This is a genomic window from Trichocoleus sp. FACHB-262 (assembly GCF_014696035.1).
Classification (GTDB): Bacteria; Cyanobacteriota; Cyanobacteriia; order FACHB-46; family FACHB-46; genus Trichocoleus.
In genome coordinates this window covers 349,264-363,226 of the sequence record NZ_JACJPK010000017.1, presented here as the reverse complement: position 1 = coordinate 363,226, position 13,963 = coordinate 349,264, and the positions used below count along the sequence as shown (strand labels likewise).

The 13,963-nt window shown below is 48.3% G+C and carries 11 protein-coding genes and 1 tRNA gene; 4 read left to right on the top strand and 8 right to left on the bottom strand.

The genetic code is table 11. From position 1 onward, the window contains the following. Nucleotides 1-47: 47 nt before the first annotated feature. A complete protein-coding gene (locus H6F68_RS02765) occupies nt 48-3,158 on the bottom strand; it encodes an MHYT domain-containing protein (RefSeq protein WP_190556265.1) in 3,111 nt (1,036 codons plus the stop codon). Nucleotides 3,159-3,622: 464 nt separating this feature from the next. Between H6F68_RS02765 and H6F68_RS02760 the strand changes: the two genes are divergently transcribed. Further along, nucleotides 3,623-3,781, top strand: coding sequence for a hypothetical protein (locus H6F68_RS02760; RefSeq protein ID WP_190556263.1), 159 nt, complete (start codon nt 3,623-3,625; stop codon nt 3,779-3,781). Between the two features lie 109 nt (nt 3,782-3,890). Here H6F68_RS02760 and H6F68_RS02755 read toward each other — a convergent pair whose 3' ends face one another. The 4 genes from H6F68_RS02755 to H6F68_RS02740 all read right to left on the bottom strand — a co-directional run bounded on the left by H6F68_RS02755 (nt 3,891) and on the right by H6F68_RS02740 (nt 6,872). Then, on the bottom strand, nt 3,891-4,373 hold the full coding sequence (locus tag H6F68_RS02755) for a hypothetical protein (protein ID WP_190556260.1): 483 nt from the start codon (nt 4,371-4,373) through the stop codon (nt 3,891-3,893). Between the two features lie 284 nt (nt 4,374-4,657). Beyond that, nucleotides 4,658-5,848 (bottom strand): site-specific integrase, encoded by a 1,191-nt coding sequence (locus H6F68_RS02750; protein WP_190556258.1) that lies wholly within the window; start codon nt 5,846-5,848, stop codon nt 4,658-4,660. Between the two features lie 163 nt (nt 5,849-6,011). Continuing rightward, nucleotides 6,012-6,083, bottom strand: a tRNA-Gly gene (locus H6F68_RS02745). Nucleotides 6,084-6,149: 66 nt separating this feature from the next. Beyond that, a complete protein-coding gene (locus H6F68_RS02740) occupies nt 6,150-6,872 on the bottom strand; it encodes a tetratricopeptide repeat protein (protein WP_190556256.1) in 723 nt (240 codons plus the stop codon). A gap of 320 nt (nt 6,873-7,192) precedes the next feature. Between H6F68_RS02740 and H6F68_RS02735 the strand changes: the two genes are divergently transcribed. From H6F68_RS02735 to H6F68_RS02725, 3 genes are all read left to right on the top strand, one after another. Beyond that, entirely contained in the window at nt 7,193-8,035 is an 843-nt protein-coding gene (locus tag H6F68_RS02735; RefSeq protein WP_190431350.1) for an Npun_R2479 family HD domain-containing metalloprotein, read from the top strand. 24 nt (nt 8,036-8,059) lie between these two features. Continuing rightward, on the top strand, nt 8,060-9,250 hold the full coding sequence (locus H6F68_RS02730) for an AI-2E family transporter (RefSeq protein ID WP_190556254.1): 1,191 nt from the start codon (nt 8,060-8,062) through the stop codon (nt 9,248-9,250). A 66-nt stretch (nt 9,251-9,316) separates the two neighbouring features. Continuing rightward, nucleotides 9,317-10,381 (top strand): ABC transporter permease, encoded by a 1,065-nt coding sequence (locus tag H6F68_RS02725; RefSeq protein ID WP_190556252.1) that lies wholly within the window; start codon nt 9,317-9,319, stop codon nt 10,379-10,381. A 526-nt stretch (nt 10,382-10,907) separates the two neighbouring features. On the opposite strand, the gene tsaB is transcribed toward H6F68_RS02725, so the two are convergent. The 3 genes from tsaB to H6F68_RS02710 form a co-directional block, all read right to left on the bottom strand. After that, a complete protein-coding gene (gene tsaB, locus H6F68_RS02720; protein ID WP_190556250.1) occupies nt 10,908-11,567 on the bottom strand; it encodes a tRNA (adenosine(37)-N6)-threonylcarbamoyltransferase complex dimerization subunit type 1 TsaB in 660 nt (219 codons plus the stop codon). 34 nt (nt 11,568-11,601) lie between these two features. Next, a complete protein-coding gene (locus H6F68_RS02715; RefSeq protein ID WP_190556248.1) occupies nt 11,602-13,491 on the bottom strand; it encodes a serine/threonine-protein kinase in 1,890 nt (629 codons plus the stop codon). Between the two features lie 138 nt (nt 13,492-13,629). Next, nucleotides 13,630-13,878, bottom strand: a complete 249-nt coding sequence (locus H6F68_RS02710) for a Ycf34 family protein (RefSeq protein ID WP_190431355.1) — start codon at nt 13,876-13,878, stop codon at nt 13,630-13,632. Between the last annotated feature and the right edge of the window lie 85 nt (nt 13,879-13,963).

Here is a 13,963-nt window from a genome sequence, read left to right as displayed (position 1 = left end):
GTAAGGTGATGCATCAGTCAGGAGAGTAATTGTTATCCCTGTTACCCCTAGCTAATTTCGCTTTGTAGCGATCGCGCCAAAATAACAATTTGGTCGAAGCGGAAATTTGCCACCAGTTCAACTAAAGCACAGCTAAGGGCAGCATGCTCTCCAGGAATTTGTTGAATGAGCTTGAGGAGCAGGAGATCACTTCCTTGTAAAGCCGCTAAATGCAACTGTTCTATCCAATCGGGCGGCATCACCTTGAGGTTATGGGGACTTAGTGGTTCGGGAGAACTCCGGTGAATGAGCGATCCATCTGCCTGCGTAGTGCGAGGAAAAATTTTTGCAGAGTAGCTATCCTCTAGTTCGCTGTAGATGTACTGCACGCCCAAATACTGGCTGATTTTCCCTAATAATTCCTCTCGGTTGAAAGGTTTGCCCATAAAGTCATCGCATCCAGCCAATAAGATGGACTGACGTTGTTCCTCAAAGGCACTAGCAGTTAAAGCAATAATCACCGTGGCTTCTCCTTTTAGCGAAGCCCGGATACATTGAGTTGCTTCATAACCATTCATCACAGGCATCCGCATATCCATCCAGATCAGATGTGGAGCCCAGCTTTCCCATAGAGCGATCGCTTCTTGGCCATTGGTGGCTTCTCTAACCTCAAACCCTACAGAACTGAGGAGCCTGGTGAGCAGAAGGCGATTGGTGCGTTGGTCTTCGGCAACCAAAATGCGATAAGTAGGCTGATTAGGTGCTATGCCAACGACTTTATGGCGGATTGGTAGAGAGATGGCTACCTGAGCGGTTCGCACTGGGTAAACGGGCAAGGTAAAGCGGAACTGAGAACCCTGCCCCATCGTGCTACTAACGGTAATTTCTCCACCCATGAGTTGCACAAACTTCTGGCTAATGGCTAAGCCTAAGCCCGTTCCTTGCTGCGATTTTAAGCCACTAGTTGTTTGGGCAAAAGCTGTAAACAAATTATTCAGTTCATTGGCTCCAATCCCAGGGCCTGTATCGGCAATCTCAAAAGAAAGCGCTAGGGGTTGCTCGCTGCCAACATTTCCGCAGGGCAATTTTAGGTCGGAAGCAACCTCAACCTTCTGACCGCTAGCTGCTGATTCCTGTCTCCTCCCTGCTAACTCCTGCCCGATCTCTGCTCGCTTGACCCGCAATGTCACACTGCCTTGCTGAGTAAACTTGATGGCATTGCCCAAGAGATTAATCAAGACCTGACGTAGTTTGCTTTCATCTGCTCTGACGCATTGTGGGACTTGAGGATCACAGTCGTAGATCAGTTTTAAGTTTTTAGCAGTTGCGGCAAGTTGCAACATCTCTTCGAGGTTTTGCAGCAGACGATGGAGATCAAAATCATTGGCATTGAGTGTCGCTCGCCCCGCTTCAATTTTGGACATCTCCAGAATGTCGTTGATCAGCCGCAACAGATGTTCGCCGCTGCGATTAATAATGCTGAGGTACTCCTGATTTTGGGCCGAAAGAGAATTATCGCCACTCATGAGTTGCGTGAAGCCGAGAATGGCATTCAGAGGCGTACGCAGCTCATGGCTCATGTTGGCCAGAAATTCACTCTTGGCCCGATTTGCGGCATCTGCTGTTTCTTTTGCTTGTTGTAAAGCTTGCTCTGCCCGCTTGCGCTCGGTAATGTCATTCACAATGCTGAGGAGACAAGGTTCCCCCCTGACCTCAATCATTTCAAAAGAACAGAGTCCTTCTCGAATTTCACCGGAACTGGTGCGAAAAGGAGCATCTACCATTTGAGCTGAGCGATCGCGTTGCAGCATTCGAATCACGCGATCGCGATCTTTGAGATCGGCCCAAATTTGTAGCTCTTTCGAAGTACAGCCAATCAAATGTTCGCGTGGGTAGCCAAACAACTTGAGGAAACTGTTATTGGCATCGACAAAGCGGCCTTCGGCAACAGTAGTGATGCAACTCGCGACTGGATTGGAATGAAAAGCTTTGGCAAATTGGTCTTGGCTTTGTTGAAAGTCTTCTTCTGTTTGCTTCTGCTGAGTGATATCGCTAAAGGTACAAACAATCCGCTCTAAAACTCCATTTTCTGTAAACTGCGGATCAGCATTGACCAGCATCCAGGTGCGCTCAGAGCTATTGGTTTGTTCAATGCCCATCACCACATTTCGGATTGGTTGGCGTTGGGCAATCGCCCGCTGCACAGGTAAGTCTGTTGTGGCAAAGTAAGTGCCGTCTTCGCGGAGCCAACGTTGGTTGGTCCCAAATATAGACCGGATACCCTCGGTTTGATCCAACTGTAATAATGCGATCGCGGCTTGATTACTAATGACGATTTCTGCGTCAGCATTTAGAAACAGCACCCCAACCTGCATCTCACGAATCAAGGTCCGAAACCGCTTTTCGCTTTCTAGCAACGTTTGTTGTCGGCTCAGTTGCATCGTAAATTGCTGATCAATCAAAGACGCAATCAAGATCAAGCTGAGAAGCAGTAGAGCGCCAGCAGCGACCGCGATCGCCATGAAGGGAGCGTGAACTGTTGGCGAGGAGTTGGCAAGTACGGGTTCAGACACAAATCGGCTGGCTGCCATGCCTATGTAGTGCATGCCACTAATGCCAACTCCCATCACAAAAGCACTGCCTAACTTCTGCCAAAAGGGTGCTTTGAGTGACTTATCTTGCAGTCGAAAGGCTAGCCAAAGAGCTGTGAGTGAGGCGGCAATGGCGATCGCCACCGACAGGGCCACTAAGCCAAAGCGATACTCAATTCTCGCGGGAAGGCGCATGGCAGCCATCCCTGCGTAGTGCATCCAGGCGATGGCAACACCCATGCAGACACCGCCAGAAAGTAGTGGAAGAAATCTTGAATTAGGACGGCTCCAGATCCACAGGGCGATGCCAGAGGCAATAATGGCATAGAGCAGCGATAGTAGAGTGGTCCACAGGTCGTATTCAACGGGCACGGAGAGGTGAAAAGCCAACATGGCCACAAAGTGCATCGACCAAATGCCAATCCCCATTGCCACAGCTCCACCCAACAGCCAAAGGTAGCGCGTTGATCTTTCGGTTGGCCGCACCCGTCCAGATAAATCCAGGGCTGTGTAGGAAGCAAAGACGGCGATCGCAAACGAAAGCGCAACTAGGCTCAGGCTATAGCTGCCAGTCATGCCATGATTCATGGTGCTTCAAGCAAGTTTGTGTAATAACTTTTTCGTTCTCTACGAAGAAGTGTGGGAAGCTCTGTAACTTAGTAACTTAATTACTATAAAGTTCCCTTTGGTTAAAGCGGCTACACCCTGAAGCGCCTGTTTAAATTATGTCCACATATGTCTACAACTATGCTTTCTACAACGGAGATGGTAGACAAAGCAGGCAAGTTGGCAAATATTGATTTGTTCTGGCACTGTAAGTGCGATCGCCTCAGAAGCGACACGGGCGATCGCTAAATGGAACTGCCATCATTACGCTCAAGTGGCTCAATTGTCGTCTATGTAACAGCTTTAGGGTTGCGATTCGGAAACTGCAAGCATTCAATGTACTTAGCGCATTTCCGAGTGGAGCTTCCTAGCTAACCCTTTTAAGATGTGAGCAGGGTGAGTAGTTCGCTGCACGCTCTTCCTCAGTTCTCCAGGTACCGACGGTTATGGAAACCAAAACTAAGAAACCACAAACTCCTCCCGATGAGGCAGTGGTAGATAGAAATGTAGAGAAGATCGGCTTTGAATCCTGGGCTGCCCAGGTCAGGCAGCAAATGCTAGCCTCATTACGAAAGCGAGGAGTAAACCCAGACGAAATTGAATGAATCTAAAAAGCCCAGAATTGCTAATTAGCCCTATGGATTTCAAAAATCTGTAGGGCTTGAAGCTTTATGTTTGTTAGCTTGTGAAGCGATTGGAACCCAACGCGTAGGATTACTCCAATGGCTTTAGAGTCACGGCATCTTCTCGGACAGGTCGAATGAAATTGCTGTTGGCACGGACAAAGCAATTACCCTTGCTAGTAGAGACAGGCAACCAGGGTTTTCCTTGCCGATCAGTCAACATAATTTGATTATCCCAATTGCCAGTCTCTGCGCGTAAACGTTGCCCTCGCTTGAAGGCAAACACCACAGGCCACTGAGAGATATTGTGTTTGTTTCGCGCAGACAAATCGGGTGGTGCATCAATGCTGTCTACCGAGATACCCTGGAATTGTCTAGCCATTCGGCAGTTGAGCCCCTTGGGGTCTGAATCAACAACTTGCCAGTTGACCTGCCTACCACCTCGCTGCCCTAGCGGTGGGGCAGGGTAGTCTCCTTGCTGGTTGGTTGTAGGGATGGCCAAGGCAAAGTTAGCGCCTAAGCCTAGTAGAGCGCAGGTCAGAGAGAGCGTAATGGTTGCAAGCTTTTTTTGCATAGTGAGAGTGAGTCCTTGATGGCAATGCTGAAGTGTAAGATTGAGCGACAAAACATCAGCTCATGGCTTACCCCCAGTGACTTGCAGGGAAATTAGCTAGAGCTGTTAGTCGCTAATAAGAACTACACAACTCATCGACTCATTTCGTATAGCGGTAACTTTGCGAATGCACCTCACGCCCTCTTTAAGTGGTTAAGGGGCGATCGCTCGATAGGAATGGAGTTTAATAGGGTAGATAGGGAATTTTGAGTGGGAAAGGTTTCCTACAGTAAATGGCAACTTATCTAAAACTCAGGGACGAACAACTCGAGCTTATTGCCTGCGTAGTGCCTATAGATGACTTCCGGAGAATTGCCTACTAAACGGCCTACATCTTTAGCATCCAGCTTGCCTGTCTCTAGGGCATGGGTAATAAAGGTGTGTCGAGTTTGATAGAGCTTGCGATATTCAATTCCTAACCCTTTAAGAACAGTTTTCCAGATCCGATTGCGAAAATTATTCAAGTCAACTGGTTTGCCCTCTGGTGAAGGAAATACCAATGAATCTGGAGTAGCGTATTCAGGCTTAACTGATTGCAAGATTTCTTGGAGTGAGTTATTGCATGGAAATCTTCTCCGCTCCTGAGTTTTCAGCCCTGTTCTCACCTGTCTACCTGAGTCAGTGTTGATCACAACCTGTTCAAAAGTAATTTGTTTAAAGTCGGGAGAGATATGCTGCCACTCCAAAGCGATCGCTTCTGAAGGTCTACATCCTGTCATAAACAGGAATTTAATTAGAGGGGCATAGCGGCTATGCTTGAAACCCGATTTAAGTGGACAAAATTGATCAGTTTCAATTGCTGCAATGATTGCATCTCGTTCTTCTAGCGTGAACGGGTTAATCTCAGGGATTCCTTCACCTTTATTTGATTTAGGAAGTTGGATTTCTGCTGCCATACCATTGAATGGATTTTCAGAAATCATGCCAGACTGTACAGCCCATTGGCAGCAAGCAGATAAGCAAGTGATGAAACGTTTTCCTGAGTCGATAGGAAAACGTTTGAGGACGTAATCTCTCATTTCATTGGCTTGGCTTAACTCTTGAGTCGGGATCTTTTGAAGATAGCGCGTATAAACTCCGTACACGTACTTCATTGTGTTTGGAGAACATTGAGGGCGTTTGTACTCAACAAACTTATCCCACATCTCCGCTAGGCTCGGCTGTGGGGTAGAAATTGCGGTAACAGCTTCAACGGCACTGAGCACTGATTTAGGTTTGTACTTCTCCACGCCTTCAAAGTGACCAGAGAGTATATCTAGTTCAATCTCTCTGGCCTTCTTTTCAGCTAATTTGCGATTTTGGGGACTATCGTCGAATCCTAATGAAAGATAGTGCCGTCTACCCCCAAAACTAAAGACTAGCTGTAAGCGACCATTAGAGCTTTTGATCTGAACAGAACCTTTAGAAGCCTTGCGATTAGTGGTTTTTGAGTACATGATTTTTCTGGGGTAAGAGCTAAGTATCTACCTCAATTTTACCCCAGTTATTTACCAAAGCTACCCAATTTTAGTTCTTATGTACTGAATTTAGCTTTTTCTTTAAACCTCTTAGAAACTGAAAACCCCCTGTAAATATCGACTTTAGGGGATTTATGTTTTAAGCGGGTGATGGGACTCGAACCCACGACATTTAGCTTGGGAAGCTAACGTTCTACCACTGAACTACACCCGCAGCAGGCTCAGCTAGTCAATAGCTGAACGCTTATTATAGACCGATCGCGAGAGGAGACGCTAGAGGCTAGGAAGTCGTGAGTTGCTGCAACATTTGCTCAATTTGCTGAATTGCGTCCGAGTTGCCTTCAGTTTGCAGGAGAGTCTTGGCTTTTTGCAGCGCGGCGATCGCGGCTTTGGTTTGTTTTTGGCGAGCGTAAGCAATGCCCATATTCAGGTAGGCACTGGCATTGTCAGGCTCTAATTGAATGGCTTGTTGATAAGCTTGAAGGGCGGGCTGAAATTTTCCCATATCATCCAGGGCATTGCCTAAGCTGATGAAGCCTGAGACAAACTTGGGATCAAGCTTAGTAGTTTGCTCAAAGGCGGCTACAGCCTCAGCGTACTTGTTGAGGCGGTAATGAGTCACCCCCAAGTTGTAGTAGGCGATTGCATCATTAGGGCGGAGACGAATCGCTTGTTGATAGGCGGCGATCGCTTTATCCGTGTTCCCATTATCATCCAGGGCATTGCCTAGACCGACGTAAGCTTCCACATACTTCCCATCAAGCTCAATCGCTTTGCGATAAGCCGCGATCGCTTCAGTTAACTTCCCTTGGTGATAAAGTTCATTACCCTGCTGATAGTACGATGCAGCATTGTTAGAATCCAGTTGGACCTTCTGTTGGTTTGGATTGGGTGTAGAGCTTTTCTGGGCAGCCAAAGTTGGCTCTACAACTGTAGCCCCGATTAGACTCATCATCCCCAGGGTGAGCAGTTGCCTAGCGTAACGAACTGGGGCGTGCCTCATGGGGATTATCTACTCCTGAAGGGAAATTAATTGAGAAAGTCTGTAGCAAGACTAACCTGCCACCACCATAACCGGGAAAACTAAAGGTTGATGCCTAGCAGATATAGATATTTATGCAGCTAGACGCTCGCTCAAGATCTTGTGATTTGACGCCAACCCTCTCTAGATTTCTTTGCTCAAGTGATAATCAGACAAAAAATTTGACCCAGTTACATGACTGGTTTGCCTGTGTGTCTCTAGAACAAATAAGCATTCGTAATGCTGCGATCGCCTGCCTTCACCCTTCCTATCCTGCAAGCCCATAAAAGCGAGTATTTAGCATGTTTAATGCCACGGAAATTCTGATTGATAACTTTGTTCAGAGACTCAAAGAAGGTTATCGGCGTACCTATGGCGGGTGGAAGCCAGACTACGAAGACATTATTGGTTGGGCAGGCAGCATGGCGCTAGAGAACATTGCGAACAGTGATGCGCTCTACCACAACGTTGAACACACCATCCTCGTCACCTTGGTAGGCCAAGAAATCTTGCGGGGCAGGCATATTCGGGAAGGCGGTGTTTCCTGTGAAGATTGGCTGCACTTCATTATCTCCCTGGTCTGCCACGATATTGGCTATGTGAAAGGAGTTTGCCGCCAAGACAAAGATGGTTACTATGCCACAGGTAAAGATGGAGCAATGGTGCCCTTAGCGGCTGGGTCTTCTGATGCAAGCCTGACTCCCTACCACGTCGATCGCGCCAAGCTCTTTATTGATGAGCGCTTTGGTGGGCATAAGCTGATCGATGCTGATGTGATTAAGTACAACATTGAGCTAACTCGTTTTCCGGTGCCTTCGGTAGAAGACCATCAAGATACGGTTGACTATCCGGGGCTGATCCGAGCCTCTGACTTAATCGGTCAACTGAGCGACCCCCGCTACTTAAAGAAAATCTGTGCTCTGTACTATGAATTTGAAGAAACAGGCGTGAACAAAGCGTTAGGTTACCGTAACCCTGCCGACCTGCGGAAGAACTATCCCAAGTTTTATTGGCATGGCGTTCACCCCTACGTTAAAGATGCCTTGCATTATTTGTCCTTAACTCAGCAGGGTAAGCAGATTATTGCCAACTTGTACTCTAATGTTTTTGTGGTAGAACACGAAGATCCAATTCCCGTTGCTTAGCAAAACGGCATAGCGCTAACACTCATGAACCGTGTTTTTTCTCCTGTTCAACAACTTTTAATCACCTGGTTATTGGTGCTGGTTGCGGGCTGGTTGACCCTGAACGCCCTCAACTACTTTGGCGATCTCATTAGCATCTTGGTGACGGCAGGTTTGATTGCCTTTCTGCTAAATTATGCAGTGGCTAAGCTACAGACTTTTTTACCTCGTGGGGTCGCAGCAGCACTGGTGTACTTGGCCGCAGGGCTGGGAGGGGTAGTGATTGGTTTGACGATCGCACCTCCAGTTTCAGAGCAAGCTCGTCAGTTAGCTACGAATTTCCCTAGTTTGATGGAGTCTGGGCGGAATCAGTTAGCAGATTTTCAGCTTTGGAGCGAGGCGCACAATTTACCCTTTGATGTGCAGCTGTTGGAGCAGCAGTTATCGGCGGAGGTGCGGGAACGGGCACAGGCGATCGCGGCTCAAGGATTTGGCTTGGTCCTGGGAACGGTCAACTGGACACTGGATCTGGTTTTGATTTTGGTGATTTCGTTTTATATGCTCCTAGATGGGGAGCGTGTCTGGCGGGGACTGGTCAATATTTTTTCGCCCCAAATTCGGACTTGTTTAACGGATTCTTTACGGCGCAATCTCCGACAGTTCTTTGCGGGCCAATTATTGCTAGGGCTATTTATGGCCGTGGTGCTGTCTTTGGCGTTTTTATGGTTGCGAGTGCCATTTTTCTTATTGTTTGCCGTGTTTATCGGTGTGATGGAAGTGATTCCATTTATTGGGGCGACATTGGGAATTGCCACGGTGAGTGTCGTGGTGGCATTTATCGACTGGTGGTTAGCGCTGGAAGTTCTAGGAGTGGCGATCGCGACCCAACAGATCAAAGACAACTTGTTGGCTCCCCGACTCATGGGTAACCTGACGGGACTTAGCCCAGTGATTATTTTTACATCGTTGCTGCTCGGTGCTAAAGTGGCGGGCCTACTCGGCGTGATTTTGGCGATTCCTCTAACTGGTGTTGTGAAAAGTATTGCCGAAGTTGTTCTAGACCCAACTTTGCCTCCGCAAACGGGTTCCTTCTTCTACAATCCTCTTAACCCAGAAGCGCTGGATACAACAACCCTAGAATTGGTCAACTCAGATTCTAGAGATGGTTTGAAGGATGGATCTGAGCCAGTGCCTCCTGTTATGGTGAGTTCCACAGGCCCACAGCGCGATCGCTAAGTACAGGCCCACAGCACGATCGCTAAGTACGAGAGTTTTCGTCAGTTCGCATTAGGTAGCAGTGTTATGGATTGGTGGCAGAAACTTAAAAAGAATCCTTTGGCCCGATTTGGGGCGTTGGTGCTGATAATTTTCTACCTGGCAGTGCTCGCCGCTGATTTTGTCGCCCCCTATGACCCCTACGCCTCACAGCCAGATGGCGGGCTGCTACCCCCGACGCAAATCTACTGGCGCAATCAAGCGGGGCAATTTATTGGGCCTCATGTCTATCCCACGGTTCAAGGTCCGGTTGACATCAATACAGGCGATCGCAAGCTAATCATTGACCGTAGCCAACCTTCACCACTTCGCCTCTTTGTAGCAGGGCATTCTTACAAAATCTTGGGGCTGGAGTTTAAGCGGCATCTCTTTGGTGCGGCTGGGCCAGCTAGGTTTAACTTGCTAGGTACTGATGAGCAAGCGCGAGATCAGTTTAGTCGATTGCTATATGGCGGACGCATCAGCCTTAGCATTGGCTTGGTGGGGGTCGCCATTTCCTTTCCCTTAGGCATGCTGGTTGGTGGCATTTCGGGATTTTTTGGCGGCTTCACTGATAGCTTCTTAATGCGTTTGGTAGAAGTTTTGATGACGATCCCCAGCATTTATTTGTTGGTAGCTCTAGCAGCAGTATTACCACCTGGGCTAACGAGTGCCCAACGATTTCTTCTAATTGTGTTGATTACATCGTTTATTAGCTGGGCAGGCTTAGCACGGGTAATTCGCGGCCAAGTACTGTCCATCAAACAGCGGGAATTTGTTCAAGCTGCGACAGCGATGGGCGGTCAGCCGTTCTACATTATTGTGCGCCACATCTTGCCCCAGACCGCAACCTATGTGATTATTTCGGCTACCCTATCCATTCCGAGCTTTATTGTGGCGGAATCGGTGTTGAGCTTGATTGGCTTGGGCATTCAGCAGCCCGATCCCTCCTGGGGAAATATGCTATCTCTGGCGACCAACGCCTCCATTCTGGTGCTACAACCTTGGCTAGTATGGCCTCCAGCTTTGTTGATTATTCTCACGGTGCTGTCTTTTAATGTGCTGGGTGATGGCTTGCGAGATGCACTGGATCCCCGCAGCCTACAACGATAGTTGGTGAGAAACGGGGATAAGTAATTTCCCTGAGCGGAGTTTAGCAGAACTACGTAAAGACTAAATGTGGCATCGTCAATGAGTAGGCGATCGCTGCATGCCAATATTTCCAGTATTTCCAGCTATCAAGAATAAAAAAGCTCTAGTGAGACTCGTCATATTCTTGATTTTTGTCACATTTCTATCATTTCCTTTCCCGGTTTCCCTAGAATTAGCTCAGTATATTCTCTATGTGACTGTATCGGTCATGCAAAACGCTCCTGGAGATAACACTGATTTGGTTGCAAAACCTCAGGACTCTAGATCAGCGCTTCAGCAGAAAAGTAACGTGGGAAAAACAACCGCTGTGTAAGCATTGGTGCTCTCTACCCTTACGAATTGCTGCAACGCTCGTGAGCTGACTGATAGGGCAAATACTGGGTGAACAACCAAGACAGGAAGCAGGCACTTCCTGTCTTTTTTTGTGCCTTCTTTATGATTTGTGAGAGGTGTACTTAGATACACTGCTCACAAATACTTAGGATTCCTACTTGGTGACTGGATGTTGACCATAGAAGGGCAACGCTTCTGACCAATGCGATCGCTCCCCCTGATGCCAATGCTGTTCAGCCAAAGCTAAAACTCCCAAAACTGAGCTACCCAATCCGCCTTCCGCTTTCACTAACTCATAGGCAGTGGGCCAACTAGCTAAAGTTGCTTCCCAATTGGCTAGGGGCTGGATGGTATCTGCCAAGAGAGGCGTTAAACCAGTCTCCGAGCCTACTTGGTAAATAGCGCCATACACTTCCCCTCGTTGAGCTGGCATCTGCACCGCAATCACCTGTGGAAGGACAGGTTGAGATTGCTGGGAGACAGAAATCCAAGCGTAGGCAGCTAGCGAAGAAATGGCGAAGAGAGGAATTTCTAGCTGTTGTGCTAAGGTGCGAGCCGTGACCATGCCGATACGTGTGCCCGTAAAGCCGCCGGGTCCTCGCACTACTGCGATAAAGGCGAGGTCTGACCAAGTTTGAGGTGCCATGAACTCACCCAAATAGTGGTGCAGATGGGTAGACAACCCCCGATCCAAGCTCCAAACTTGATGGCGGCGATCGCCTGCAAAGTTACCCAAAGCTAAGCCAAGTTCGGGAGTGCTGGTATGTAGCGCTAAGCCGTATTGGGCGGCAGAAGAGGAAGGATCAGGAGTCAAAGTTAATTCAGAAATCACAAATATCAATAGTCATTTAATCACGTTGCCAGATCTTGATGCTGCCATCATCACCAGCACTAGCGATGGTTTGGCCATCGGCACTAATCGCGACTGACCAAATCCAAGCAACATGCCCCACTAATGTTTCCAGCAGGGTTCCGGTATCGAATTGCCAAACTTTGATGGTTTTGTCTTGGCTACCGCTCACCAGTAGCTGTCCATCGGGGCTGAGAGTGACAGCATTCACTGTGTCTGCATGACCCGTTAGAGTCCGAAGCAGGATTTGGTTTTCGAGTTGCCAAACTTTGATGGTTTTGTCTTGGCTACCGCTCACCAGTAGTTGGCCATTGGAACTAAGCACCAGGGAAGTGACGGGTTCATCATGCCCTGTCAGGGTGTGGAGCAGTCGTTGGGTATTTAGTTGCCAAATTTTGATGCTGGTGTCGCGGCTACCACTCACCAGTAGGGGTTGCTTAGTAGTTGACGCATTTACTGTTCCTGTGGCTAGGGCGATCGCTAACACCCAATGCTCATGCCCTACCAGCGTTTGGAGCAGTTGACCTGTTGCAACTTGCCAGAGCTTGATGCTTTTATCTTGACTGCCGCTGGCTAGATACTGGCTATCGGGGCTAAAAGTGACTGAGCGCACCCAATCCGTATGACCACTCAGCGTCTTTAATAACTTTCCGGTACTGAGTTGCCAAATTTTTATTGTTTTGTCATTGCTGGCGCTGGCGACTAACTCTCCATCCGGGCTAATTGCCACCGATCGCACCCAGTGCTCATGACCCAATAGAGTTTGTGACAACTGTCCGGTTGTGAGATCCCAAATTTTTACAGTCCGATCGCCGCTACCACTCACCAGTACTCGACTGTCTGGGCTAATGGCAAGCGATCGCACCCAGCGAGAATGCCCAGTCAAAGTTCGCACGCAACGCCAAGTTGGGGATGTTAAATCACTGGGCGTAGCTTCTGAGATTGAAGGTAATACCGAGTCTGCCTGATTAACTGCGGTTGCTCTATTTGAAGCTGGTGTGAGTGATAAGGCTGGAGCCTGTAAATCTTGTAATGCTGCGATCGCGGATTGATAGCGTTTCTTCGTTGCACTTTGCAACAGGCGATCGAGAATCTGACCCAAATCACCACTAATGGGTTGTTTGAGGTGAGGCTGCCACAGCCAAGTGCCTTCTTCGGTATCGAATAAATCTGAGGGATGGGTGTGAGTCAACAAGTAAATACAAGTGACCCCTAGACTGTAGAGATCGCTGGCAAAGATAGCCTTACCCATCGCTTGCTCGGGAGATACAAATGCGGGGCTGCCAATGCTAGTGCCCGTACGAGAAAGATCGGCGCTGCTAGCCGACTTTGCCGCCCCAAAATCCACCAGAACCAATTGCTGGTCAGTGCGGCGGCGAATAATATTTGTGGGTTTAATGTCGCGATGAATCACATGGTGTTCGTGGACAAATTGCAGCACTGGCAGCAGATCGCCCAGTAACTGCCGAATTTGGGTTTCGTTAAAGACACCGTTTTGAGCCACTTCTTGTTCTAGCGTGGCTCCGTCAATAAATTCTTGAATCAGATACTGAAACTGATCTTGCTGAAAGTACGCCAGTAGCTCTGGAATCTGAGGGTGGTGGCCTAATTCTTCTAGCCGAACAGCTTCTAGCCGAAATAGCTCGGCTGCTTTAGTCGGGTTACGAATGCTTTGGGGCAAGGGAAAACACTGCTTGATCACACAGCGCGGCTTGGAAGGCTTGTAGTCATCTAAAGCCAAAAAAGTTCTGCCAAAACCTCCCTGCCCAATGGGTTCGATGGCGCAGTAGCGATCGCCCAAAACAAGCTTAAAGCCACAAGTTTCACAGAACTTGGCTGGCTCTGCATGGTGCGGATTTCGACAAACCGGATTGAGGCAGTAGCGCATACCCTAGGAACCCAAGTTCACTGAGTTTATCCTACGCCGTTCCTCCAGATTTCCAGGTAGCTAAATGTGCTTTATCTGGCGATCGCAGCTGCAATCCTGAGAAACTCCAAGAAATTGGTTGGAAACATCGCAACCAGGTTAAGTTGGAACTAACTCACCTGGGCGCAAGTTAGCCCACTTACCTGTTTCTTGCTTGAAGCTCTGACAGCCGACCACATCCCATTCCATCTGGATTTCATCCTCTGAGGAACGGATATTGACATTAATAGTGGGTTCAACCGCTTCAAAATCTGGTGTATTTGTGAGGTGAGGCTGTTGATGCTGCCCTTCGACTGCATGATACGTGGTGCAGCGATCTACGTAGTGGCAGTTCACACAAATGCACATGATCAGAACCTCTCCGTAGGTTGACAAGATGGGTTTACCAGACCCCGCATGTCTTTCTGTTACTCTAGCTTAGGCGAGTCAATTC

What these genes read in the sequence shown, in the direction of transcription:
- H6F68_RS02765 (WP_190556265.1), bottom strand. Translation starts at nt 3,158, where the DNA reads ATGAATCATGGCATGACTGGCAGCTATAGCCTGAGCCTAGTTGCGCTT.
- H6F68_RS02760 (WP_190556263.1), top strand. Translation starts at nt 3,623, where the DNA reads ATGGAAACCAAAACTAAGAAACCACAAACTCCTCCCGATGAGGCAGTG.
- H6F68_RS02755 (WP_190556260.1), bottom strand. Translation starts at nt 4,373, where the DNA reads ATGCAAAAAAAGCTTGCAACCATTACGCTCTCTCTGACCTGCGCTCTA.
- H6F68_RS02750 (WP_190556258.1), bottom strand. Translation starts at nt 5,848, where the DNA reads ATGTACTCAAAAACCACTAATCGCAAGGCTTCTAAAGGTTCTGTTCAG.
- H6F68_RS02740 (WP_190556256.1), bottom strand. Translation starts at nt 6,872, where the DNA reads ATGAGGCACGCCCCAGTTCGTTACGCTAGGCAACTGCTCACCCTGGGG.
- H6F68_RS02735 (WP_190431350.1), top strand. Translation starts at nt 7,193, where the DNA reads ATGTTTAATGCCACGGAAATTCTGATTGATAACTTTGTTCAGAGACTC.
- H6F68_RS02730 (WP_190556254.1), top strand. Translation starts at nt 8,060, where the DNA reads ATGAACCGTGTTTTTTCTCCTGTTCAACAACTTTTAATCACCTGGTTA.
- H6F68_RS02725 (WP_190556252.1), top strand. Translation starts at nt 9,317, where the DNA reads ATGGATTGGTGGCAGAAACTTAAAAAGAATCCTTTGGCCCGATTTGGG.
- H6F68_RS02715 (WP_190556248.1), bottom strand. Translation starts at nt 13,491, where the DNA reads ATGCGCTACTGCCTCAATCCGGTTTGTCGAAATCCGCACCATGCAGAG.
- H6F68_RS02710 (WP_190431355.1), bottom strand. Translation starts at nt 13,878, where the DNA reads ATGTGCATTTGTGTGAACTGCCACTACGTAGATCGCTGCACCACGTAT.